We start from the raw sequence: 24,831 nt of genomic DNA, 5'->3' as shown, positions 1-24,831 counted from the left end.
ATGAGCATCGTAGAAGTGAAGGTACCCAACATCGGCGACTTCAAGGAAGTGGAAGTCATCGAGGTGATGATCAAGCCGGGCGACACGATCAAGGTCGACCAGTCGCTGGTGACGGTGGAGTCGGACAAGGCGTCGATGGAAATCCCGTCGACGCACGCCGGCGTGGTGCAGGAATTGCGCATCAAGGTCGGCGATAAGATCTCCGAAGGCAGCCTGCTGATGCTGCTCGAAGCAAAGGGTGGCGAATCCGCCCCCGCCGCTGCGGGCGCCGGTGCACCGGCCTCGCCGGTCGCCAAGCCGGAAGAGACGGGCGCCGCGCCAGGCCAGGCGGGGGCCGTGTACGGCGGTCCCGCCGTGCCGGCACCGGCCTCCGCGCCCGCCTCGGCACCTGCGCCAGGCGCCGGTTCGTTCTCCGGCCAGGCCGACATCCAATGCGACATGATGGTGCTGGGCGGCGGTCCCGGCGGTTACTCCGCCGCGTTCCGCGCGGCCGATCTGGGCATGAACACCGTTATCGTCGAGCGTTACGCGACGCTGGGCGGCGTCTGCCTGAACGTGGGCTGCATTCCGTCCAAGGCATTGCTGCACCTGGCCTCCGTGGTCGACGAGACCGCGCACCTGGGCAAGCATGGCGTCAAGTTCGCGCGGCCGGAAATCGATATCGATGAAGTGCGCGCGTACAAGGAAGGCGTCATCAACAAGATGACGGGCGGCCTGACGGGCATGGCGAAAGCACGCAAGGTGCAAGTGGTACAGGGCGTGGGCCAGTTCCTCAGCCCGAACCACATCGAAGTCACCAGCGCCGACGGCACGAAGAAGGTCGTGCAGTTCAAGCAGGCCGTCATCGCGGCCGGTTCGGCAGTGGTGAAGCTGCCGTTCGTGCCGGAAGACCCGCGCATCGTCGATTCGACGGGCGCGCTGGAGCTGCGCTTCATGCCGAAGCGGATGCTCGTCATCGGCGGCGGCATCATCGGCCTGGAAATGGCGACGGTGTACTCGACGTTCGGCGCGCGCATCGACGTGGTCGAGATGATGGATGGCCTGATGCAGGGCGCGGACCGCGACGCCGTCAAGGTCTGGCAGAAGTACAACGCGCACCGCTTCGACAACGTCATGACCAAGACCAAGACCGTCGGCGTGGAAGCGCTGCCGGAAGGGATCAAGGTCACGTTCGAAGCGGCGGAAGCAGGCGCCACAGCGCCCGAGCCGCAGCTGTACGACATGGTGCTGGTCGCCGTGGGCCGCAGCCCGAACGGCAAGAAGATCGCCGCCGACAAGGCCGGCGTGCAGGTCACCGACCGCGGCTTCATCAGCGTGGACAGCCAGATGCGCACGAACGTTCCGCACATCTTCGCCATCGGCGACCTGGTGGGCCAGCCGATGCTGGCGCACAAGGCCGTGCACGAAGGCCACGTGGCCGCCGAAGCGGCTGCCGGCCAGAAGTCGCACTTCGACGTCAAGGTGATCCCGTCGGTTGCCTACACCGATCCGGAAGTGGCATGGGTCGGCCTGACGGAAGACGAAGCCAAAGCCAAGGGCATCAAGGTCGAGAAGGGCCACTTCCCGTGGGCCGCCTCCGGCCGTGCCGTGGCGAACGGCCGTGAAGAAGGCTTCACAAAGCTGCTGTTCGATGCTGAAACGCACCGCATCATCGGCGGCACGATCGTCGGCACGCACGCCGGCGACATGATCGGCGAGATCGCGCTGGCGATCGAGATGGGCTGCGACGGCACGGACATCGGCAAGACGATCCACCCGCACCCGACGCTGGGCGAGTCGATCGGCATGGCCGCCGAAGTGTACGAAGGGGTCTGCACGGACCTGCCGCCGCCGCGCAAGCGCTGAGCGGGACGTCGAAAGACAAACGCCACCTGCGGGTGGCGTTTTTTATGGCGGCGCCGTCCGGCGAGCGATGGGTAACGCGTGGGCTGTCCGCCTACGCGGCCGCCCTGCCGACCACGATGCCTGGCCAGGGCCTGGTCACGGCGGCACGAACCAATCCCACGACGATCCGTATCACCCACCACTGTGACAATGGCCGCAGCCATTGCCACAGGCGCGCGCCCGTCCCGGCACGGGCAGGGCCGGCGACGTCACGACCGTCCGGCCTGTCGATCGTATCGGCATGATCGATATTATTGGTGGGCCAGACGTCGCCTTCGTAATGGGTGGGATTCAGTCCGCCGTGCTCCAGCATTTTCCACGCAAAGTGCACGCAGCTGTTGGTGAAGCCGTTGTAGTAGGAGGCAAAACCGTATCTGGCGGGTTCGCGGCCGAAGTCGCGCATGGCTTCGTACTGGCTGGCGCTGATGGCGATGCGCTTCTGGTAGTGGCGGGCCGGGTAGGTCTCATGGTCGTCGTCGTAGAAGCGGCCGGGCGCGAACGGCTGGCCTTCGTAAGCGCCGGCGGGGCCGAAGCCGTAGCTGTGGACGGTGGTACCGTTTTCCAGGCCGATCCACATATGGCCCGCCATGGAAGGGCTGCCGTCAGCCAGCCGCGTACCGCGGCCTGCGATGTGGATGGTGACAGTTGGCATATGGCTCCCATTCATGAGCTGATACCGAGGCGCCAAATGTCACATGTGCAACAGTCATTGTCGTTGATGCACGACAAACGTTGTTGGCGACGAACCCGTTGCCGCAGTCACGAAAACCTTTTCCGATAGTCGCCCGGCAATACGCCCAGCCGCAGCACGAACGCCCGCCGCAGGTTGTATTCGCTGCCATGGCCGCTGCGCCGCGCCACACCCTTGACGGTCACGCCCGGCCGTTCCAGCAGCTGGCACGCCAGCTCCATGCGCAATTGCGCCAGCAGTTGCGCCGGCGTGATGTCCGCCTCGGCACGCAGCCTGCGATGCAGCGTTCGTACCGACAGCGCACACGCGGCCGCCATCTGGTCCACATCCAGCATCTGGTGCAACCTGGGACGCAACCAGGCCGTCAGCTGCGCCGCCACCCCCTCGGCGGCCGATTGCGCCAGCAGTTCGGCGCTGAACTGGCGTTGTCCGCCAGGCCGTTTGAGAAACAGCACCATGCGCCGCGCAACCGCCAACGCGGCCCTGCGGCCCAGGTCTTCCTCGACAAGGCTCAGCGCGAGGTCCATGCCTGCGCTGATGCCGGCGGACGTGTGGAATTTGCCGTCGCGGACGTGGATCGCATCGTCCTGCACCCGCACCAGCGGATGCTGCGAGCGCAGCGCGGCCGCGTCCTGCCAGTGCGTGACGGCGCGCCGGTCGTCCAGCAGGCCGGCGCGCGCCAGCACGAACGCGCCCGTGCACACCGAGCAGCAGCGCGCGGCGAGAATGCTGGCACGCGTGACCCAGCGCAGGACCGCGCATCCCGCGGCGTCGGTGGTGGAGGGCAGGTCGGCGCCGCCGCCACCGGAGACGATCAGCGTGCTGCCGGGGATGCCGCCGCGTGGCAGTGGTGCTGCAATCATCGCAACGCCGGCCGACGACATGACGGCGCCCCCACCCTGGGCGATCAGGTGGATACGGTACGGCGGCGGCAGCCCCGCGTCACGCGCCTCATCGTTCGCGCTGGCGAAGACCTGGATCGGGCCGGTCGCGTCCAGCAGCACGAAGCCGGGAAATACGAGCAGCCAGATGTCGACAGGGGAGGGCATGTGGCAGATATTCATCCATGGCTGTCATTCCTGTCAACCGCGGGCGGATTAACATCGGCCAGTCAACAAGGAGACGGCCATGCTCGAACTGCGACCCACTTGCGAACACTGCGACAAGGCACTGCCGCCCGCCGCGCCGGATGCGCGTATCTGTTCCTACGAATGCACCTTCTGCGCGGACTGCGTGGACGGGTTGCTGCAAAATGTCTGCCCCAATTGCGGCGGCGGCTTCGTGCCGCGGCCGGTCAGGCCCGTGCGCAACTGGAAAGGGGATAACTACCTGGGCAAGGATCCCGCACGGACCGAGGCGAAGTACCGGCCGGTGGACCCGGCCGCGCATGCCGCGTTTGCGGCGGCGCTTGCGCGAATCGCGCCCGCTGACCGTTGATGTTCCGGTTTTACTGCGCCGCCTGCGTGGTCTCGCGCACGACCAGCTCCACCGGCGCTACGCCCTCGTCGAAGGCTTCGCGCCCCATCAGCGACAGCAGCGCGTTGGTGGCGGCCTTGCCGAGGTCGTACAGCGGCTGGCGCACGGTCGTCATCGGCGGCGCCGTGTACGACGATCCCGGCAGGTCATCGAAGCCCACCAGCGACACGTCCTGCGGCACGCGGATGCCCTTGCGGTACAGCGCAAGGCGGGCGCCATAGGCCGACAGGTCGTTGGCCGCGAAAACGGCGGTGAATCGCACGTCGCGTTCGAGCAGCCGGTTGACCGCCGCCAGGCCGCTCGGTTCATGGAAGTCGCCCTCGACGACCAGTTGCGGATCGACCGCTTCGCCCGCTTCGGCCATTGCGCGGCGGTATCCGGCAAGGCGTTCGTTGGCGTCGCTGCTGGACGCGGGGCCGGTGATGAAGACGATGCGGCGGTGGCCCAGGTCGAGCAGGTGGCGCGTGGCCAGCCACGCGCCGTGTTCGTTATCGACCTTGAAGCCGATCGCGTTCGACGTGCGCAGCGAGCGTCCCGTGGCCACGATGGGGCGCTGGTTGGCGAAGTGCAGTACGGTCTCGTCCGAAATGCGGCCCGTCAGCAGGATGATGCCGTCCACCTTGCGCGCCAGCAGCAGGCGGATGCGGTCCGATTCCTCGTCCGCGTTCCAGTGGCCGCTGACGATGACGCTGGTGTAGCCGGTGCCCTTGAGCGCGTCGTCGACGCCGCGCAGCGTCTCGTCGAAGAAGGGCGAGCTGATGTCCTGCACGACGATCCCGATCGTCATCGTGCTGCCTTTTTTCAGGCTGCGTGCCATCTGGTTCGGCGCGAACTGCATCTTCTCGATGGCGGCCAGCACGGCCTTGCGCTTGTCCTCGGCCACGCGGGCGGTACCGTTCATGATGCGCGACACGGTGCTGGCCGATACGCCGGCCGCACGGGCCACGTCGAGCAGGGTGGTCGGGTTGGAGTGGTCGTCTGAGCTCAATTGTTATCGTTGTCTGATGATGGTGCCGGCGCCGGGATCGGCCGCGCGATGCCGAAGGTTAGCATACGCGCGGCCCTCGTTTGCTAGACGTACAGCCGCCGTGCGGGCTGTGCCGCCCTGGTGCCGCGTGCGCGGTAATGCTCCACCAGGGCGCGATGCGCCGGCAGGTCGGCCAGCGCATGATGCGACAGCTGGGCGATCGTCTGGAATTCGCGCTGCGCGGCCGCCAGGTCCGGCAGCGCCGCGCGGTGGGCAAGCTGTTGCGTGGGGAACTCCATCCCGTACAGCACGTACTGCCAGCTCGATGGCGGATACATCTCGATGTCGGTGACGAAGTCGAGCCGGTGCGGCGGGCGCGAACGCCACATCGACAGCTGCTCGCGCAGTGACTCCGGTATCGTCGACGCGTGCGCGTTCTCGATCCAGAACGCGTTGTCGGTGCGCTGCGAGAGGCAGTAGTGCATCTTGACGAAATCGACGATGCGCTCGTAGCGCGCCTTCATCTGGCCGTTGAACAGCTTCGCCGCCGGTGCGAGGTTGCCGTCGTATGGGAACAGGTAGCTGACGAGATAAGTGGCCGCTTCGATCAGGCCGATGCCGGACGACTCCAGCGGCTCCAGGAAGCCGCCGGACAGGCCGATCGCCACGCAGTTTTTCTTCCACTGGGTTTCCCGATAGCCCACGTTCAGCTTGAGCATGCGCGGTTCGCGGCCGTCGCTGGCGGGGCCGATGTACTGGCGCAGCAGCTGGTCGGCGCGGTCGTCGTTCGTATGGCGGCTCGAATAGACGTAGCCGATGCCGCGGCGCTCGTGCAGGCCGATGTCCCACGTCCAACCCGCTTCGTGCGCCGTGGAGATCGTGTACGACGGGATCGGCGCATCAAGCCGGTCGTACGGCACCTGCATCGCCAGTGCCCGGTCGACGAACAGCGTGTCGTTGATGTTCCTGAACGGCGAACCGAGGGCCTCGCCGATCAGCCGGGCGCGAAAGCCCGTGCAGTCGATGTACAGGTCTGCCGCCAGTTCGCCCGCTTCGCGCGTGACGACGGCGGCGATGGCGCCGGATGCACCGAGCTTCACCTGGTCGACGGTTGCCTCGATGCGGCGCACGCCCAGCGTCTGCGCGTGCGCGGCGAGGAGGGCGGCAAACGCGCCCGCGTCGAAGTGATAGGCGTAGTTGAGGGGGCCCATGAAATCCGCATCCGTCGTGCGCTTGGGGCCATGTCGCATGTCCGCCACGTGCTTCTGCATCGTAGCCGCGGCGGCAAACGGCACGTCGGGACCGGCCGCGCCCATCAGCCAGTACGGCAGCAGCTCCGGCCCGCCGGGACGTTGGCTGGGCTGGCTGAACGGGTGGAAATAGTGGTCGGCGCCGGGTGTGCCGGGGGGACGGACCCAGTGGTTGAAGCGCACGCCCTGCTTGAAGGTGGCGTTGCATTCGCGGATGAAGCGTCCCTCATCGATGCCGAGGATCGACAGCGTGCCGCGAATCGAAGGGAACGTCCCTTCGCCGACGCCGATGATGCCGATCTCCTTCGATTCCACGAGCGTGACGGCGATACCGCCGCCCGCCGTGCCCAGCGTCCTGGCCAGGAAGCCGGCGGCCAGCCAGCCGGCGGTGCCGCCGCCGACGACCAGAACGTTGCGAATTGGCTGCAAGTTATTCTCCTTCTAATTAGCGGTACTGGCGCTCCGTTCGTATCATCCGCCGCTGGCAGCCAGGCCATGCGCGCTCGCAGCGCAGCCCGTGACAGTTTTTGTGCCTGACCCCGATGTTGTCAACGTCCTCATCAGTGGCTCGTCAGCGTTGCTGTTGGGCTCGTGTCCCACGGCGGTGCCCGTTACCGCTGTGGGATACAGGCTGGGCCGTTTGGACCTGACGTTGCGGCGACAGCGATGGGCTATGCGAAATGGTTGCGCCATAGGGGTATCGTTACGGCTCGTTGTTGCCAGAAGCCCACAGGGGTAGCCGGAACAAAGTGGTTTCCCCACATTTTTAAATTGACATCAACATTCTAACTTGGCTAGTATGAAAACGGTTTCATAAAACACGAAATCGTTTTCAATTTAGCTGAAAACGTTTTCAGCTGCAAGAAATTGCATTCAAACAATATGTTAGCGCCACAGCTGATCTGTTGCGCGGCAACAAAGGAGACTTATGAACACCCGCACCCCACGGTCCCGCTTGCCGGGAACGCCGATCCGCCTCGCCGTGCTGACATTGCTCGCCGGGCTGAACACCGCTTACGCACAGACCGCCGGCGTCAACGCCACGCCGGAAGCCCCAAAGGAACAGCAGCAGGCGCAGAAGGCGGCTGAGGCGAACTCCACCGTGATCCCCGAGGTGTATGTGACGGCGACGAAGCGCAGCACGTCGCTGCAGCGCACGCCGGTTGCCGTGACGGCCATCAGCGCCGCGGCCCTCGACGACAATCACGTCCAGACGATCCAGGATGTCGTCAACCTGGTGCCCGGCTTCTCGGCCACCAGCCAGGGCGACCATGGCGTCATCACGATGACGATGCGCGGTATCGGCAACGACAGCGCGAAGACCGAATACGCCGATCCGGAAGTGGCCGTGTTCGTCGACGGCATCTACTCGCCGCGCCCTGAAGGCGCGACGACGCTGCTGTTCGACCTGGAAGGCATCGAAGTGCTGCGCGGCCCGCAGGGCACGCTGTGGGGCCGCAACTCGACCGTTGGCGCGGTCAACATGCAGACGGCCAAGCCCACACTGGGCAGCAACTCTGGCTACGTCGAGGCGGGCATGGGCGACTACAGCCGCGTCGGCGGCCGCGGTGCGTTCAATATCCCGCTGTCCGACACCGCCGCGATGCGCGTCGCGTTCGTCCATGAACAGCATGACGGCTATGTCGACTACCAGGCGCCGCCGAACATCCCGCTGGCACAGCAGCAGGCCGCCGCCGCCCCGGTGATCGCGGCATGGAATGCCGCGCATCCTGGCAATCCGATCGCCTTCCAGCCGATCAGCAACGCCAACTTCGTCCAGGGCGGCAAGAAGTACAGCGCCCAGGACCAGACGGCACTGCGCCTGTCGTTGCTGTGGGAAATCCTGCCGTCGCTGCACTGGAACCTGGCGTACGAACGCTATCAGGACCGCGGCACCCCGAGCATGAACCTGATGCAGACGCCACGCGCCGGCCAGGACCTGTGGTCCGCGCTGATCGACACGGCGCCATCGCTGAAGCGCGATTCGAATTCGGTGCGCAGCCGCGTCGACTGGGCCATCAATCCCGACATGGCGCTGGCCTACATCGCCGGATGGTCGTCGTTCCACGGTTCGTCGACCTACGACCAGGACGGCGGCTCGTACATCCCGACCAGCTTCACCACGGGCGGCAACTCGCAGGCGAACAACACGCTGCTGTCGAAGTACAAGAGCTACAGCCACGAGGTCGAACTGCAGTCGACGGGCAAGAAGCAGGTCGACTGGCTGCTGGGCCTGTACTACGGCCGCGAAAACAACGCGATGCGCTTCGACATCCCCATCATGAACGGCACCCAGCAGGGCACCGTCAACTGGCAGGGCTCGTTCATCCAGCCGAAGCAGACGGTGGATTCGAAAGCCGTGTTCGGCCAGACCACGTGGAACGTGACGGACCAGTGGCACCTGACTGCCGGCGCACGTTACACGAAGGACAAGCGCCAGAATATCGGCGGCCTCGGCTGGGGCTGGAGCGGCGACGCGAGCGTCCCGCAAGTGCCGATCAGCCCGAGCACGAACCCGGCCGATCCAGGCTCGGGCTTCGCGATCAGCTCGTACAACAGCGGCTCGTTCAGCGGCAGCAAGGCCACGTGGCTGGGCCGCGTCAGCTACGACATCACGCCGACGTCGATGCTGTACGCCAGCGTGTCGACGGGGTACAAATCAGGCGGCCTGCAGGATGGCGGCAAGCCGTACGGCCAGGAGACGCTGACGAACTACGAGCTGGGCAGCAAGAGTACGTTCCTGAACGGCATGATCCGCATGAACAACGCGCTGTACTACGAGAAGTTCAAGGGCTTCCAGTTCAGCGCACCGGTCACGAATCCGGACGGCAGCCACAGCCTGTCGACGTATAACGCCGAAGGCGCCGACGTCTGGGGCTTCGAGACGGAGATCGCCGCCAAGCTGACCAAGGCCGACCGCCTGCAGTTTACAGCCGCCTACACAAACGCGGAACTGGGCGAGCTGGTTGGCGGCAGCAACGACTACCAGCTGCCGGCCTGCTCGATTCCCGGCATCACCAACTGCCTGGACGTGACGGGCAACACGATGCCGCACTCGCCGAAGTGGAGCACGCAGCTGATGTACCAGCACGTCTTCCAGCTGCCGGCCGGCACGCTGACGCCACGCCTGTCGGCGCACTGGGAATCGGCCAGCTGGCTGTCGGTGTTCAACCTGGGTGCGCCGGACCGCCAGGGTTCGTACTCGAAGCTGGACCTGGGCCTGCGCTACGACGCGGACAAGAAATACTACGTCGACGTCTTCGTGCGCAACGCCACGGACAAGGAGATCAAGACGAGTGCGCAGAACCCGCAAGGCGTCTGGCAGGCGCAATACCTGCCGCCACGTACGATCGGCTTCAACGCCGGTTATACGTTCTGAGTTTCGGTTGTTTTGCCTTGAACCCCGGCTGCGGCCGGGGTTTTTTTATGCGCGACGGTGCTTGCCTTGCCATGCGAATTGGCGAGGTCCCGGCCCGGTGCGTGTACACTCCCGCTGCCGCATCGGCCGGGAAAAAGCCGGCCATGATGGGGTGAGTACACCGACTAATAAGTAATCAGAGGATGCGGATGCGTGGAATTGCGTTCAGGCTGGTGCCGTGGGGCCTGCTGATCTTGGCCGGGGTGCTGTTGGGCTGGCGTCTGACCTGGCGCGACGTGCTGGTTTATTCATTCGAGCGTCCGCTGCAGGATGGGTTCACGGTAAGGATTTACCGGTATGGGAGCCAGCCAGTCCCCTGGCTCGATTTCTCCCCGCACTACGCCATGCGCATCTACGGCGCGAGCACTTATCACGAAGTCGATATTCCCGCGTGCGCGCCGTTCGACGTGCAGCAATGCCTCAGCCGCAGTACGCTCCTGGAAACCGTGAATGGTCTGAGTTTCACGCAGCCCCTGGGCCACCGCATTTTCGTACCGCGCGAGCTGTACGCAAACGGGCGATAAAGCTGTTCCGCTCTGGAGAATACCTTGGATAGCATCCAGCTGGGCCCGATCGTAATTCCCGCCTACGCGCTGCTGGCGCTGGCGGGTCTTGGCACCGCCAATGCGGCCGGGGCGTGGTTCCGGCGTTTTCGCGGAGTCGATCCCGGTGCCGCTTTTTGGAAGATGACCGTGGCTGGGTTTGTCGTTGCCCGGCTGGTCTTTGTCCTGCGTAACGCGGATCTGTACGTCGATTCGCCCTTATCCGCGTTCAATTTCCGAGACGGTGGTTTTGCCACCTGGGCGGGATGGTTTGCAGCGCTGGTCGTTGGTATGGTCTCGGTGCGCACGAATGTGCCGTTGCGTCGGCCGTTGCTCGTTGCGACGTTGGCGGGGGCGGCGGTATGGTTCGGTGGCACGATGTTCAACCGCGCGCTGGCCCCGCAGCTGCAGCCGCTGCCTTCGATGGACGTGCGCCGGCTGGACGGTGCCGTCGTTGCGCTGGACCGCTTCAGGGGGCGTCCGCTTGTCGTCAATCTGTGGGCGACGTGGTGCGGCCCGTGCCGGCGCGAGATGCCGGCACTGAAGGCAGCCCAGCACGCACACCCCGGGGTCACGTTCGTCTTTGTCAATCAGGGCGAGTCGGAGCAAGAGGTGCAACGCTTCCTGTCGGGACAGCGGCTGGAACTGCGGAACGTCGTCCTCGATCCAGCCAGGGAGCTTGGCACCCGCACCCATTCCCCGGGTTATCCCACGACGCTGTTTTATGACGCCGCAGGCACGCTGCGGTTTCGGCATGTCGGTGAGTTGTCGCAGGCGGCTGTGCGCGAACACATCGCCGCCCTGAGCGAGCGGCGGTAACGACCGGCTCCGGCCACCATATTGCGCCAATTACATTTCCAGACACTTCACGCGCGCGGAGTAAATGCACGCGCGATATGGTGCTTTCAATCGTGCCAGAAAGGTGGACCAATAGTATGGGACACGCGTTGCCTGAGACGCCGGGGTAAGCTGATTGACGCAGTCGTATCCGACACCTGCCAGCGGCGCTTGCACATTGAAAGGAATTGCGATGACCTATTCTTCCTCGAATCCGCCCAAGGGTTCATATATCAAATCCGTCAGGAACATCCAGATCACGCTAGTCGCGCAAGCGAAGGACGGCAGCGCCCTAGCGGGAAATCTCAGTGTCGTACTTCCCGATCATGACAACTATCAGATCGCCTGCCAGAACGGCGCCCTGCAAATCGTGCCGGCGGCTGGCGGTACTGCCAATGTGCTCCCGGCCGGATCGTATCTGGACGCCTGCCAGAACCCGAGGGTGCTGCTCGGATGCGACGCGCGCAGGATCGACGGCACGTATGTCAGGGCATCGATCGACGTTACCGATCTGAAGGACCCGGACATCGAAAACTGCGACGGTATCCTCGTGGACGACAACGCGCTCGACGCGGCGCTCGACCAGGTGAAACGGCTGCTGCCGCAACACGCCGAGGCCATCGACGCACGCGAGCAGGACATCAAGAGCTATATGCTGGGAACCTACACGCCGGACAGGGCGGCCGCCGGCGTCGGCGCCCCCACCGCACCGGCGCCCGTAAGGGCCGGCGGTGCGCCGGCGGCGGAGCAGCAGGCCGGCACGTCCAGCTGCACGACATCGTGCATCGTCCTGTTTGTCGACGTCGTCATTTCACTGCTGTCCTATCGGGCCTTCAGCCGCGCGCAGCTTCAGGCAATCGCCGCCAGCGAAGAAGTGCTTGCCGCGCTGCGCGGCATGGAGCAGGGCGTTGTCGAGGATCTGGCCCGTCAGCTGATGCATCCGGCGGACGTCTACAGCGTTGCTAAAGCGATCGCGCATGCCTTCACGTCGCTGGCCAACCCTGATCTCATCAAAGCCATCGTCGTGGCGGCGGCCGAACAGCTGTCGTGGTTCGATATGGTCAAATTCTCGGCGGTCCTGATTGCCGAGTCGGTCTCGCTGTTTACTCCGGCCGGTCCGGAGGTGGTGCTGGCCAAGGCGGTCATCCTGGCAGCATCGCTGGAAGGGCTCGGCGAGGATGCGTATCACGTCGTGCAGGATTGCGCGCTGAGTTGATCCTGCGAGGGGAGGGGCAGCCGCTGGGCTGCCCATGAGACGTGCCAATACGCTCCTTCAGTCTTCCTTATGGTGAAACGGCGCAAACCAGGTGACCAGGAACGACGGAATCGTCGCCGCCATCACGAACCAGAAGTAATTCACATAGCCCAGCATCTGCTGCAGGTGGCCCGACACCAGCCCCGTGACCATCATGCATAGGCCCATCAGCCCGGTGCCGAACGCGTAGTGCGTCGTCGTGTACTTGCCCGGCGCCAGCTGCTGCATCAGGTAGATCATGAAGCCGACGGAACCGAAGCCGTAGAAGAATTTTTCGATGGCGACGCCGGCGCTGATGACGATGACGTCGGTCGGCTGGTAATACGCCATCAGCAGGAACGTCACATTCGGAATGTTGACGGCGCAGCACAGCAGGAACAGGGTCGGCTTCAGGCCCCGTTTTGCCACGAACATGCCGCCCAGCAGTGAGCCGATCAGCACGGCGACGAGGCCGTAGGTGCCGTAGAACAGGCCCAGCTGCTCGTTCGACAGGCCCAGGCCGCCCTTGGCGACCGGATCGACCATGAAGAACGGGCCGATCTTTTCCAACAGGCCGATGGAGAGGCGGAACAGGAAGCCGAAGCCGATCATCAGCCAGACGTCGCGCTTCTGGAAGAACGTGACGAACGAATCCTTCAGGATGAACCAGGCGTCCGCCACCGAGGTCGGCGCGTTTTCCGCTTTTGCTCCGTCCGGCATCGTCTTCATGTGCCAGAACGCCATCGCCAGCGTCACGCCGCCGACGATGAAGAAAATGATGCGCCAGCTGTCGATCCATCCGGGACCGAAGACGCCGGCGTCGTGGTGGAACGTGTTCGTGTGCAGCCAGCCGGACAGGTAGACGAGGCCGCCCGATGCAACGATCGGACCGACGTTCCACGACAGGCTCTGGATGCCGCAGTACAGCGACTGCGAGCGCGCATCGAGGCTTGTCACGTAGACGCCGTCCGCCGCGATGTCCTGCGTGGCGCCGACGAACGACAGCACGATGAACAGCGCCACCATGATCACCATATAGTTCGGCAGCGACATCGCCAGCGCCACCGCGCCGAAGCCGGCACCGAGGATGATCTGCGTCCACAGCACGAAGAACTTCTTGGTCCGGTACATCTCGACGAATGGCGCGAACAGCGGCTTGATCGTGTATGCGAGGATCAGGTAGCTGGCGTATTCGGCGGCGCGGCCGTTGTCCATGCCCAGGTTCTTGAACATGATGGCCGTCACGTTCGTCAGCATCACATAGGCAAGCGCCATCGTGAAGTAGCCGCTCGGCACCCACAGCAGCGGGCTCACGCGGCGCATGGCGGCGGGGGAGGCCGCAGCGGCGCCGGGCGGGTAGGTCGTGGCCTCTGTGGGCATGGTGTCTCCTGGTTCGGGTGTCTGATTATTGTAGTGCCCCGCTATGCTGCGGGGTCTCTGTCAAAAGGCGCGATCAGCGGCGCTGGCCGTCGATGAATTCGCGGTACCACAACGCGCTGTCCTTTGGCGTGCGTTGCTGCGTGGCGTAATCCACGTGGATGATGCCGAAGCGCTTGGCGTAGCCGGAATTCCACTCGAAATTGTCCAGCAGGCTCCAGTAGAAATAACCCTGCACGTCGACGCCCTGGCGCATCGCATCGTGCAATGCCGCCAGATGGCGTTGCACATAATCGATCCGCTTTGCGTCCGCCACGCGCCCGTCCGTCACCTGGTCGGGGTTGGCCATGCCGTTTTCCGTAATGTAGATTGGCGGCAGTTCGTACTGGCCCTTCAGCTTGACGAGCAGCTCCGTCAGGCCCTGGGGGTAGATTTCCCAGCCCATGTCCGTCGTGCCCAGCTTTGCTTCAGGCTGGCGTGGCGGTGTTTCCGCGCTGGCGAAGTGGCGGAAGTAGTAATTCACGCCGAGAAAGTCGATTTTCCCGCGAATGATGTCGAAGTCGCCGTCCCGCACTTCGGGAGCGTTGGCGCCGTGGGCTTCCAATGCCAGCGCGGGGTAGTGGCCCTTGAAGATCGGGTCCATGAACCATTCCACCGAGCGCGAGTATTCGAACGCGGCCAGGTCGCGGTCCGCCTGGCTGTCCGTGGCCGGGTCCGACGTCCATTGGTTCAGCACGATGCCCAGCTGGGCGGAACCGCCGACGGCGCGCATCGCCTTCATTGCCAGCCCATGCGACAGCAGCAGGTGATGCGACACCTGGATCGACTGCTTCAGGTCGGCCACGCCAGGGGCGAACTGGGCGTTTCCGTACCCCAGATTGGCCGTGCACCATGGTTCGTTATGCGTTGCAATCGTTTTCACCCGATGGCCAAAACGACGCGCCACTTCCGCTGCATAGTCGGCGAAGTGATACGCGGTGTCGCGGTTGAGCCAGCCGCCTTCGTCCTGCAGCCCCTGTGGCAGGTCCCAGTGGTACAGCGTGACGTGGGCGGCGATGTTTTTGCTGTCCAGCTCGTCCAGCAGCTTTTCGTAAAACGCAAATCCCGCCTCGTTCCAGGCACCCTTGCCAGCCGGCTGTACCCGTGCCCATGCCATCGAGAAACGGTAGGCGTCCACGTGCAGGCTGGCCATCAGCGCCACGTCTTCCGCATAGCGGTGGTAGTGGTCGCAGGCGACGTCGCCATTGCTGCCGTCGATTACCTTGCCGGGGGTGTGGCTGAACGTGTCCCAGATCGACGGGCCCTTGCCGTCGGCGGCGGCGCCGCCTTCGATCTGGAAAGCGCTGGTGGCGACGCCCCAGGTGAAGGATGGCGGAAATTGCAATTGGTCGGTCATCGTGGTGTCTGTTTAAGAGGCGTGGAAGGGGTCAGGAAGAAGCCGATATCATGAAATCGTTTTCAAGACGGTCCAGGCATTAAACCGCAAGGCGGCGGACGTGTCAATCCGCAACGCCCTTGTTTCGCGACTGACGGCTCAACGGGACTCGTACTTGTCGAAGTTCGTCGCGTAGTCGGCCATGTTTTCGTTCATCATTTTGTCGAACTGCTTGCGGAAATACTCCAGCGCCCCGGGCATGTTGTCGCGGAACTGCTCGGCGTTTGCGGCGCTGCGGGCCAGCACGTAGGCATTGAAGCGCGCGGCGGCAAACATCAGTGCGGCGCCGGCCACGTGGGGCGGGGCGCCGCTGGCCTGGCCCTGTTCGTTGGCGTGCTGGATGAACTTGTCGATGAGTTGCCAGAACTGCTGGTCGTCGGTTTGCGTGCTCATGTCAATCCTCGGGAAATAAAAAACCGGGCATCTGCCCGGTTGTCGTGTGTGATGTGGCTCAGTTCGCCACAAAATGCGATGGAATCTCCATTTCGCCGCCGTTGGCCGCCTCCGCGTAGGCGCGCAGCTCGCTGATGGCGCGGTCCAGCTGTTCCTTGCTGGGATTGGCCTGGAACCCGCGGATGCATTCATTCAGCGACGCTACCTTCTGGCTGAATTCGAGTCGATCGATCCTGCTCATACTGCCTCCCTACGAATTATGTTCTTGAGGAAAGCATTATCCGCCAGCTGCGCCCGGTCTACCGTGCGCCAGCGCACATACCGCAGAGCAGCCCCGGGTCAGGCGGGACGTTGCGCACCCATCAGGAACAGGTCGACGCGCTGCTCGACCAGGAGCAGGTTCTGGTGCTCGCCGCAGCCTTGGGGCATGAACAGGTAGCGCTTCAGCTGGTCGCCCATCAGGCAGTTGAGGAAATGCACGGACAGTTGTTCGGCAGGCATGTCGGCACGCAATTGTGCCCGGATGTCGGCGCGCGAGAAGAACGTGCGCAGTGCTTCGCGCGTCTGGCGCGGTCCGGCGTCGAAAAAGGCCTCCGCCAGCTCGGGGTCGGCCGCCGCTTCGGCAATGACGATGCGGTGCAGGTTGATCGCCCCGGGTGACGAGACCAGCTCGTTCATGCGTGCCCCAAAGTCGATCAGGATCTCGCGCATGGGCCGGAGATTCGTCTCGAGGTCTTCCATCGTTGCAAAATAACTCTCGCGGCCGGACCGCAGGATTTCACGGAACAGCCCGGCCTTGCCGCCGAACTTCACATAGATCGTGCGTACGGCAACGTGCGCCTTGCGGGCAATCGCTTCCAGGCTGACCTTGCTATAGCCCTTTTCCAGGAACAGCTCGGCCGCCACGGTCATCAGGTCCTGCATGCGTGCTTCCGCCTCCGACGCGCGCGGCCGGCCCGCCGTCCGGTTGGTAAACGGACAGCCATCGGCAGGGACGTCCAGCGCTTGCTCGTCAGACATTTTTCGCGACATGGTGGGGAAAAGGGGAGGCTATCAGATGGCCATACTTTATGCCACCTAGAAATGAAATGCAATCGTTTCATTTCTTGACTTCAGCCAATCTTTGTCGAATAATGCACAGACCCAATTTCATTTTTCGGAGCGCCCACCATGTCCAACCAGCACAATCCAGCCGAACCAAAAGTGCTTGCCGCCGTTCCCGCGGCTGCCGCGGCGCCGGCAAAGAAGCAGCCGAACCGCAAGGTCGTCATCATCGCCGGCGTGATTGCGCTGGCGGCGCTCGCTGCGGGTGGCCGCATGTGGTACCGCAGCGCGCATTTCGTCGAGACGGAGAACGCGTACGTGGCGGGTCACGTCCATCCGGTCTCGTCGCGCATTGCCGGCATCGTCACCAAGGTGCTGATCGACGATAACCAGGTGGTCAAGGAGGGCGACGTCATCGCCGAGCTGGATCCGTTCGACCAGCGCGTGAAGGTCGAGCAGATCCAGGCGCAGATCGCCAGCGCCGAAACGCAGGTGCTGCAGGCGGACGCGCAGGTCGCGCAGGTCAACGCGCAGGCCAGTGCCGCGCAGGCCCAGATCAAGCAGGCCGAGGCCATGCTGGTGCGCGCCAACCAGGACGCGCAGCGTTACAGCCAGCTGTACACGAGCCAGATGAAGGCTGTCTCGAAAGCCGAACTGGACGCCGCCACCGCCACCCGCGCCAGCGCGCTGGCCGACGTGGCCGCGCGCAAGGACAGCGCCACCGCCGCGAAGGCGCAGATTGCCGCCGCGACGTCGGCGCGCGATGTGCTGAAGGCGCAGATCGACGTCCTGAAGGTGCAGTTGAAGGACGCCGAACAGCAGCTGGCCTATAACACGGTGCTGGCGCCGGTCTCGGGCCGCGTGGGCAAGCGCAGCGTCGAAGTGGGCCAGCGCGTGCAGCCCGGCCAGCAGCTGACGGCGCTGGTGCAGGACAATGTCTGGGTCACCGCCAACTTCAAGGAAACGCAGCTGGCCAAGATGCAGATCGGCCAGCCGGTCCACATCAGCGTCGATGCGCTGCCGGGCAAGGAACTCGTCGGCCGCGTCGACAGCTTCTCGCCGGCGTCGGGCAACCAGTTCGCGCTGCTGCCGGCCGATAACGCGACGGGCAACTTCACCAAGATCGTCCAGCGCGTGCCGGTCAAGATCACGCTGAAGAACGAAGACCTGAAGGCGCTGTCGGGCCGCCTGGTACCGGGCATGTCCGTCATCGCCGAGGTGGAACTGGGCGAAGAGGCGCCGGCGCAGCACGCGCAGGCCGCCACCACGCAGGCACACTGATTTTCCGGGAGCGCTCGCAATGAGCTCGACGAATACACTCCCTGCCTACGGGCAGGCGGAGGGCGCCATCTCGCCACGCACGTGGGTGGCGGTGGCCGCCGGCATGCTGGGCGCCTTCATGGCCGTCCTCGACATCCAGATCACCAACTCCTCGCTGAAGGACATCCTCGGCTCCCTGTCGGCCACGCAGGAAGAAGGTTCGTGGATCTCCACGGCCTACCTGGTGGCCGAGATCATCGTCATTCCGCTGACGGCCCTGCTGACGCGCGTGTTCTCGCTGCGCGGCTACATGCTGGGCACCACGGCGCTGTTCCTGGTCTTCTCCACCCTGTGCGGCTTCGCCTGGAACCTGGAAAGCATGATCGTATTCCGCATGGCGCAAGGTTTCACGGGTGGCGCGCTGATTCCGATGGCGATGACGCTGGTGATGACGAAGCTGCCGCCGTCGAAACGCTCGACCGGCATGGCGCTGTTCGGCCTGACCGCGACCTTGGCGCCGGCGATGGGCCCGACGCTGGGCGGTTACCTGTCGGAGCTGTATGGCTGGCCGTCGATCTTCTACATCAACTGGGTGCCGGGCCTGCTGCTGATGGCCGGTATCGCCTATGGCCTCGACAAGGAAAAATTCCGCCTCGACCAGCTGTGGAACGCGGACTGGCTGGGCATCGGCTTCATGGCCCTGGGCCTGGGCTGCCTGACCATCTTCCTGGAAGAGGGCAACAGCAAGGACTGGTTCGACTCCGCTTTCATCGTCACGTTTGCCGGCCTGGCGATCGTCGGCCTGCTGGGCTGGGTCGTCACCAGCACCACGCGCGAGCAGCCGTTTGTCAACCTGGGCCTGTACGGCCAGCGCAACTTCCTCGTGGCGACGGTGCTGTCGGCCGTGATGGGCATGGGCCTGTATGGCTCGTCGTTCCTGCTGCCGCTGTTCCTGGGCCAGATTGCCGGCTATTCGCCGATGCAGATCGGCGAAGTGATCATGTGGGTCGGCCTGCCGCAGCTGTTCATCATGCCGTTCGTTGCCAAGCTGTCCGGCACGATCGACAACCGCATCCTGTGCACCTTCGGCCTGCTGCTGTTCGGCGGCTCGTGCCTGATGAACGCGTACATGGACGCTTCGACCGGCTACGACCAGCTGATGCTGTCGCAGATCATCCGCGCGCTGGGCCAGCCGTTCGTCATGCTGACGCTGTCGAACTTCGCCATGAACGGCATTTCGCCGAAGGACATGCCGTCCGCATCGAGCCTGTTCAACATGACGCGCAACCTGGGCGGCTCGATCGGTATCGCGCTGCTGGCCACGTCGCTGTCGCAGCGCGAACACTTCCACTCGCAGCGCCTGGGCGAATCGATCACCGGCTTCTCGCTGGCGACGCAGGAGCGCCTGGACCAGATGACGCAAGCCTTTATCGGCCAGGGCTTCGATCCTTCCGGCGCGGCCAATATGGCTCTCAAGGCAATTGACGGCATCGTCCGGCGCGAGGCCTATGTGATGGCCTACAACGACGGCTTCTTCATCGTCGGCGGCATCCTGCTGTCCTGCATCCTGATCCTGTGGCTGTCCGACAAGGTCAAGTCCCCCGGTGGCGGCGGCGGCGGTCACTGATCCGCGCCTTTGAAAATACAAGAGGTAACGCTATGTTCAATCGTATGAAAAAACTCCCGCTGGCCGTCATGGCCGCGACCTTCCTGCTGTCCGGCTGCGTCACCGTCGGCAGCGACTTCAAGGCGCCGGCCAATGTGGCCGATGCGGGCTTCCGCCATGCCGCCGCCACCGACACGGCGCGCCTGCCGCAGGACTGGTGGAGCGTGTTCGGCGACGCCACGCTGGCCGACCTGGAGGCGAGGGCGCTGCGCGACAGCCCCACCGTCAAGGCGGCGGCGCAGCGGCTGCTGCAGGCCGAGGCGCAGCTGGGCGTGACGCGCGCCGGCGAGCGTCCGCAGCTGGACGTCAGCACGGGTGTCTCGAACTCTCGCACGTCGGCCAACACGGCGCAGGGCATCGCGCTGGGCCGCCGCTCCATCAGTGGCAACAACTACTCGGTCGGCACGGCGTTCTCGTACGAACTCGATCTGCTGGGCCGCGTGCGCCGTGCCGTGGAAGCGGCCGACGCGCAGGCGCTGGCGGCGCAGGCGGACCGCGATGGCGTGATGCTGATGCTGACGTCGCAAGTGGCGACCACGTACTGGCAGCTGCGCGGGCTGGATGCGGAAATCGCCATCCTGCGCGGCGCGCTGGAAACGCGCCGCGAAACGGAAGGCCTGGTGACGGCGCGCTTCGACGCGGGCCTGTCCAATGAACTCGACACCTCCCGCGCCCGCATCGAACGCGCCAACGCGGAAGCGGACCTGGAAGAAGTCCAGCGCCAGCGCAATACGCTGGAGCACGGCCTGGCCGTGCTGCTGGGCGCGTCGCCATCGACGGCCGTGCTGCCGGCCGCGCAGCAGTCGGCCCTGCCGCAGCCGCCGGCGATTCCCGTCGGCCTGCCGGCCAGCCTGCTGGGCCAGCGTCCCGACCTCGCCGCCAGCGTGGCGAACCTGAAGGCGGCCAACGCGCAGGTGGGCGTGGCCGAAGGGGCGTTCTATCCGTCCGTTTCCCTGACGGGGAACTTCGGTTTCGCGTCCGAGAAACTGTCCGACATCGTCAAGGGCGGCTCGCGCCAGTTCAGCGCCGGGCCTCTGGCGCTGTCGCTGCCCATCCTCGACGGTGGCCGCAACAAGGCCAACCTGGCCGCAGCGCAGGCCCGTTACGGCGAAGCGCTGGCGAACCACCAGGAGCGTCTGCTGACGGCGCTGCGCGAAGTGGAAGACGCGCTGTCGGACGTGCAGCAAAAGCAGCAGCAGGGCAAGGTGCAGAGCGTGTCGCGCGAAGCGTCGCAGCGGGCGTATCTCGTCGCCCACGCCCGTTACGAGCGCGGCCTGTCGACCTACCTGGACGTGACGGATGCCCAGCGCAGCGCGCTGGCGGCCGACCGCGCCGGCGTACAGATCGACACGCAGCGCCTGCTGGCCGCCGTCTCCGTCGCCCGCGCCCTGGGCGCCGGCTGGAAACCCGAAGGCGCGCTGGCCACGCTGGCGCAAGCGCACTGACAACAAACCCAAAACCGGTGCCAGGCTCCGATTTGATCTTGCAACCGGTGCCAGGCTCCGTTTTTGGGGACAGAAGCCCGTAAAAAGGGAGCCTGTCACCGGTTTTACAAGCCCCGATTGAGAAGCAGGAGCCTGTCACCGGTTTTTAGCGGGTTGCTGCTACCAGCGTGTCGATCAGCGCGCGGGCGGCGGGGGAGAGGTTGCGATGCGGCGCGAAGATGACGGAGAACGGCCGGTTGCGGCACGGCAGTTGCGGCAGCACCTCCACCAGCCGGCCCGCTTCGACGCTGCGCGCGATCATGAATTGCGGGCACATGGTGATGCCCAGGCCCTGTTCGGCCAGGCTGACGACGCCCATCACGTCATCCGATACCGCCAGCGCGGAGGGCGGGATCCAGTCGATTTCCTCGCCGTTCACGCGCAGGTGCCATGGCGACACGCGTCCCGTGCTGGGGCGCAGGAAGGCGATGCAGCGCTGGCGCTGCAGGTCGTCGAAGGTCTTCAGCGGCCCCGCGTCGCGCACGTAGGCGGGCGACGCGGACAGCACCACGCGGGCGTCCTCGAGCCGGTGCGCCACCATGCTGCTGTCGGGCAGGGGACCGGAGCGGATGGCCAGATCGAAACCCTCGGCCGCCATGTCGACATTGCGGTTCGTGATGTTCAGTTCTACCTGTACCAGCGGGTACTGGCGCGCGAACGTGGCCAGGATGGGCGGCAGGCGCTGGTGCCCGTAGCTGGTCGGGGCGCTGAGGCGCACGCGTCCCGTCAATTGGCTGGCGCTGCCCTGGATGGCGTGCTCGGCCTTGTCGAGCAGTGCAAACGCGGCGCGCGCCTCTTCCACATACTGGCGGCCGGCTTCCGTCAGGCTCATGCTGCGGGTCGTCCGCCGCAGCAGCTGCATGCCCAGCCGCCCCTCCAGCCGCGCCACGGCGCGCGACAGCACGGAGGGCGTCGTTGCCAGCACGACGGCGGCCGCCGTCAGCGAGCCGTGCTCGACGACAGTGAGCAGGACCTCGACATCGGCGAGATGATCGAAACGACGTGGCATGGAGACTCCGATTAGCCGAGGATTTTAGCCGCAAGAGAACAAATGATTTTCCTGTCGCGTAGTTTATCCGCGCGCGAGGAAAAAATACAATGGCTGTATTCACTCTGGAAGGAAGCACAATGGAATTGCTGAACAAACTGCAGTGGCGCTACGCCACCAAGGCGATGGACCCGCAACGCGCCGTTCCCACCGACAAGGTCGAGCGCATCATCGAGGCGGCCCGCCTGGCGCCCACGTCGAGCGGCCTGCAGCCGTTCGAGATCCTCGTCGTGACGAATCCGGCCCTGCGCGCACGCATCAAGCCGGTGTCGTGGGATCAGGCGCAGGTCACGGACGGCTCGCACCTGCTGGTGTTCGCGGCATGGGACGACTACACGCCCGAGCGCATCAACGGCATGTTCGATTACACCAACGAAGTGCGCGGTTTCAAGAACGAAGGCTGGGAAGCCTACCGCCAGCAGCTGCTGGCAACGTACCCGCCGCGCGGTCCGGAAGTGAACTTCCAGCACGCCGCCCGCCAGGCGTACATCGGCCTGGGCGCCGCCGTGATCGCGGCCGCGTTCGAGGAAGTGGACTGCGTGCCGATGGAAGGCTTCGATCCGGCCGCCGTGGATGAGATCCTGGATCTGCGCGCCCGTGGCCTGCGCAGCGTCGTCATGCTGCCGCTGGGTTACCGCAAGGCCGAGCAGGACTGGCTCGTCAACCTGCCGAAAGTGCGCCGTCCGCGCGAGCAGTTCGTTACCGACGTCGCGTAACGGAGGTGCGAACCCTGAGGCATCGCCGGGACCGGCGGTGCCTCAGGGGCCAGGGAGCCCGAGCCGCTCCGGCAAGATGCCGCGAAGGTTGTCCGCTTCGGCGTGGCCTGCCGGTCGCGGGCAGGCGGTCGGAATCGTTGCCGTAATACGGCGCGGATGTCCACGGCTTCGAGCCGACGATGCGCGCCGTGTCGCGCTGGCATACAGCCGCAGCGTGAGGGCCCGGCACAGGCAAAACCTGGCGGGTCCGGTAGCGCATCGGCGACACCTGCTGTCGGCAATCACAGCGGGAAGTGTGCGGCGGGCCGGAGCAGTTTACAATGTGGACCTTTTTTCACCGAAAAGCAGGTCCCCATGAAAAAACAACTCCTCTCGCTGCTGGTCGGCACGGTCGTCGCCGGCACCGCCATCGGCAGTGCCGCCGCCGCGCCTGCCGGTGTTGCTCAACTGAACAAAATGACGGCGCGCTATGCGCCGGTCGAGCTGGTTGTCAATGCGGGCGCGCTGTCCGCCGGCGACCGGCGTGCCATTGCCAAGCTGATCGAAGCGGCCAAGATTGTCGACATATTGCAGCTGCGCCAGCGCTGGTCCGGCAACGAAGCCCTGCTTGCGGCACTGCAGAACGACAATTCGCCACTGGGCCGCGCCCGTGTCGACTATTTCTGGCTAAACAAGGGCCCATGGTCCATCCTGGACGGTAATACCTCGTTCCTGCCGGCGCAGATCGGCAAGATCAAGATCCCGGCGCGCAAGATCGAAGGCGCGAACTTCTACCCGGAGACCGCGAAGAAGGCGGCACTGGAAAAGTGGATGAGCAGCCTGCCGGCGCAGGAGAAACGGGACGCCCAGTGGTTCTTCACCACGATTCGCCAGGGCAAGGACGGCAAGTTCCAGACCGTTAAGTATTCGGAAGAGTACAAGACCGAGCTGACGCAACTGTCGATCCTGCTGAAGGAAGCGGCCGATGCCACGGACAACGCGTCGCTGAAAAAGTTCCTCACCCTGCGCGCCGAAGCGTTCCTGACGAACGACTACCTGGCGTCCGATTTCGCCTGGATGGACCTCGATTCGCCGGTGGACGTGACGATCGGCCCCTATGAGACCTACAACGACGAGCTGTTCGGCTACAAGGCCGCGTTCGAGGCGTATGTCAGCCTGCGCGACCAGCAGGAAACGGACAAGCTGAACTTCTTCGCCAAGCACATGCAGGAGCTGGAAGACAACCTGCCGCTGGACGCCCAGTACCGCAACCCGAAGGTGGGCGCCGTGGCGCCGATGGTGGTGGTCAACCAGGTGTTCGGCGCCGGCGACGGCAATATGGGCGTGCAGACGGCCGCCTACAACCTGCCGAACGACGAACGCATCATCAGCCAGCGCGGTTCCAAGCGCGTCATGCTGAAAAACGTGCAGGAAGCCAAATTCAAGGCGACGTTGCAGCCGATCGCCCAGCTGGTGCTGCGCCCGCAGGACCGCAAGGACGTCGATTTCAATTCGTTCTTCACGCACATCCTGGCGCACGAGATCACGCACGGCCTGGGCCCGCACAAGACAAAGCAGAACGGCGTGGAATCGACGCCGCGCCAGGACCTGAAGGAAACCTACGCCACCATCGAGGAAGCCAAGGCGGACGTGACGGGCCTGTACGCCCTGATGTACATGATGGACAAGGGCCAGCTGAAGGATTCGCTGGGGCAGGGCGAAGAGGCGCAGCGCAAGCTGCACACGACGTTCCTGGCGTCGGCCTTCCGTACGCTGCACTTCGGCCTGACCGACTCGCACGCGCGCGGCATGGCCATCCAGGTCAATTACCTGCTCGACAAGGGTGCTTATGTCTCCCACGGCAACGGCACGTTCTCGGTGAACTACGCCAAGATCAAGCAGGCCGTCACGGACCTCGACCGCGAGTTCCTGACGATCGAAGCGACCGGCGACTATGCCCGCGCCAAGGCGATGATGACCAAGTACGTCGTCATCCGTCCGGACGTGCAGAAGGCGCTGAACAAGATGAAGTCGGTACCCAACGATATCCGTCCGTCGTTCCCGACGGCACAGGCGCTGTTGGCACGGTAAGACAAAGCCTGCTGCAGGCCGATGCGGATTTGGCCTGCA

General features: G+C 64.8%; 21 protein-coding genes. 11 read left to right on the top strand and 10 right to left on the bottom strand.

Translation table 11 applies throughout. The annotated features are described in order from the left end of the window. Positions 1-1,845, top strand: coding sequence for a dihydrolipoyl dehydrogenase (gene lpdA, locus E1742_RS10605; protein ID WP_134384840.1), 1,845 nt, complete (start codon positions 1-3; stop codon positions 1,843-1,845). Between the two features lie 91 nt (positions 1,846-1,936). On the opposite strand, the gene E1742_RS10600 is transcribed toward lpdA, so the two are convergent. Then, positions 1,937-2,536, bottom strand: a complete 600-nt coding sequence (locus E1742_RS10600) for a hypothetical protein (RefSeq protein WP_134384839.1) — start codon at positions 2,534-2,536, stop codon at positions 1,937-1,939. 107 nt (positions 2,537-2,643) lie between these two features. Then, positions 2,644-3,639: a GlxA family transcriptional regulator gene (locus E1742_RS10595; RefSeq protein WP_229466698.1), complete on the bottom strand. Its 996-nt coding sequence runs from the start codon at positions 3,637-3,639 to the stop codon at positions 2,644-2,646. 64 nt (positions 3,640-3,703) lie between these two features. Between E1742_RS10595 and E1742_RS10590 the strand changes: the two genes are divergently transcribed. Next, complete coding sequence (locus E1742_RS10590; protein WP_134384838.1) at positions 3,704-4,012, top strand: DUF1272 domain-containing protein; 309 nt, start codon at positions 3,704-3,706, stop codon at positions 4,010-4,012. A 10-nt stretch (positions 4,013-4,022) separates the two neighbouring features. Here the strand turns inward: E1742_RS10590 and E1742_RS10585 are convergent, their stop codons facing one another. Together E1742_RS10585 and E1742_RS10580 are read right to left on the bottom strand one after the other, a co-directional pair. Next, positions 4,023-5,039, bottom strand: a complete 1,017-nt coding sequence (locus tag E1742_RS10585) for a LacI family DNA-binding transcriptional regulator (RefSeq protein WP_134384837.1) — start codon at positions 5,037-5,039, stop codon at positions 4,023-4,025. Between the two features lie 83 nt (positions 5,040-5,122). Next, complete coding sequence (locus E1742_RS10580) at positions 5,123-6,697, bottom strand: tryptophan halogenase family protein (protein WP_134384836.1); 1,575 nt, start codon at positions 6,695-6,697, stop codon at positions 5,123-5,125. Between the two features lie 499 nt (positions 6,698-7,196). On the opposite strand from E1742_RS10580, the gene E1742_RS10575 reads away from it, so the two are divergent. The 4 genes from E1742_RS10575 (at position 7,197) to E1742_RS10560 (ending at position 12,281) form a co-directional block, all read left to right on the top strand. Then, positions 7,197-9,647 carry a TonB-dependent receptor gene (locus E1742_RS10575; RefSeq protein WP_134384835.1) on the top strand — a complete coding sequence of 817 codons (2,451 nt, stop codon included), beginning with the start codon at positions 7,197-7,199 and terminating at the stop codon, positions 9,645-9,647. Between the two features lie 188 nt (positions 9,648-9,835). Beyond that, a complete protein-coding gene (locus E1742_RS10570) occupies positions 9,836-10,210 on the top strand; it encodes a hypothetical protein (RefSeq protein WP_134384834.1) in 375 nt (124 codons plus the stop codon). Between the two features lie 24 nt (positions 10,211-10,234). Next, on the top strand, positions 10,235-11,047 hold the full coding sequence (locus tag E1742_RS10565; RefSeq protein WP_134384833.1) for a TlpA disulfide reductase family protein: 813 nt from the start codon (positions 10,235-10,237) through the stop codon (positions 11,045-11,047). 211 nt (positions 11,048-11,258) lie between these two features. Continuing rightward, positions 11,259-12,281: a hypothetical protein gene (locus tag E1742_RS10560; protein WP_134384832.1), complete on the top strand. Its 1,023-nt coding sequence runs from the start codon at positions 11,259-11,261 to the stop codon at positions 12,279-12,281. A 57-nt stretch (positions 12,282-12,338) separates the two neighbouring features. On the opposite strand, the gene E1742_RS10555 is transcribed toward E1742_RS10560, so the two are convergent. The 5 genes from E1742_RS10555 to E1742_RS10535 form a co-directional block, all read right to left on the bottom strand. Further along, the gene (locus tag E1742_RS10555; protein ID WP_206076747.1) at positions 12,339-13,679 is read right to left on the bottom strand and encodes an MFS transporter; all 1,341 of its coding nucleotides are present in this window, start codon (positions 13,677-13,679) and stop codon (positions 12,339-12,341) included. Between the two features lie 73 nt (positions 13,680-13,752). Then, positions 13,753-15,072, bottom strand: coding sequence for a GH1 family beta-glucosidase (locus tag E1742_RS10550; RefSeq protein WP_134384831.1), 1,320 nt, complete (start codon positions 15,070-15,072; stop codon positions 13,753-13,755). A 138-nt stretch (positions 15,073-15,210) separates the two neighbouring features. After that, on the bottom strand, positions 15,211-15,504 hold the full coding sequence (locus E1742_RS10545) for a DUF3144 domain-containing protein (protein ID WP_134384830.1): 294 nt from the start codon (positions 15,502-15,504) through the stop codon (positions 15,211-15,213). A gap of 58 nt (positions 15,505-15,562) precedes the next feature. Further along, the gene (locus E1742_RS10540) at positions 15,563-15,745 is read right to left on the bottom strand and encodes a hypothetical protein (protein ID WP_134384829.1); all 183 of its coding nucleotides are present in this window, start codon (positions 15,743-15,745) and stop codon (positions 15,563-15,565) included. Between the two features lie 98 nt (positions 15,746-15,843). Next, entirely contained in the window at positions 15,844-16,524 is a 681-nt protein-coding gene (locus E1742_RS10535; RefSeq protein WP_229466696.1) for a TetR/AcrR family transcriptional regulator, read from the bottom strand. A gap of 150 nt (positions 16,525-16,674) precedes the next feature. On the opposite strand from E1742_RS10535, the gene E1742_RS10530 reads away from it, so the two are divergent. The 3 genes from E1742_RS10530 to E1742_RS10520 are packed head-to-tail and all read left to right on the top strand — an operon-like array spanning position 16,675 to position 20,919. Further along, complete coding sequence (locus tag E1742_RS10530) at positions 16,675-17,829, top strand: HlyD family secretion protein (RefSeq protein ID WP_134384827.1); 1,155 nt, start codon at positions 16,675-16,677, stop codon at positions 17,827-17,829. Between the two features lie 19 nt (positions 17,830-17,848). After that, positions 17,849-19,435 carry a DHA2 family efflux MFS transporter permease subunit gene (locus E1742_RS10525; RefSeq protein ID WP_134384826.1) on the top strand — a complete coding sequence of 529 codons (1,587 nt, stop codon included), beginning with the start codon at positions 17,849-17,851 and terminating at the stop codon, positions 19,433-19,435. Between the two features lie 44 nt (positions 19,436-19,479). Next, positions 19,480-20,919 carry an efflux transporter outer membrane subunit gene (locus E1742_RS10520; protein ID WP_229466694.1) on the top strand — a complete coding sequence of 480 codons (1,440 nt, stop codon included), beginning with the start codon at positions 19,480-19,482 and terminating at the stop codon, positions 20,917-20,919. A gap of 145 nt (positions 20,920-21,064) precedes the next feature. Here the strand turns inward: E1742_RS10520 and E1742_RS10515 are convergent, their stop codons facing one another. Further along, positions 21,065-21,967 (bottom strand): LysR family transcriptional regulator, encoded by a 903-nt coding sequence (locus E1742_RS10515; RefSeq protein WP_134384824.1) that lies wholly within the window; start codon positions 21,965-21,967, stop codon positions 21,065-21,067. 119 nt (positions 21,968-22,086) lie between these two features. On the opposite strand from E1742_RS10515, the gene E1742_RS10510 reads away from it, so the two are divergent. Together E1742_RS10510 and E1742_RS10505 are read left to right on the top strand one after the other, a co-directional pair. Beyond that, on the top strand, positions 22,087-22,722 hold the full coding sequence (locus E1742_RS10510; protein ID WP_134384823.1) for an NAD(P)H-dependent oxidoreductase: 636 nt from the start codon (positions 22,087-22,089) through the stop codon (positions 22,720-22,722). A gap of 354 nt (positions 22,723-23,076) precedes the next feature. Next, complete coding sequence (locus tag E1742_RS10505; RefSeq protein ID WP_134384822.1) at positions 23,077-24,792, top strand: DUF8614 domain-containing protein; 1,716 nt, start codon at positions 23,077-23,079, stop codon at positions 24,790-24,792. Positions 24,793-24,831: the final 39 nt, after the last annotated feature.

The sequence above is a fragment of the Pseudoduganella plicata genome (assembly GCF_004421005.1).
Classification (GTDB): domain Bacteria; phylum Pseudomonadota; class Gammaproteobacteria; order Burkholderiales; family Burkholderiaceae_D; genus Rugamonas; species Rugamonas plicata.
This window is presented reverse-complemented; position numbering and strand designations above follow the sequence as displayed.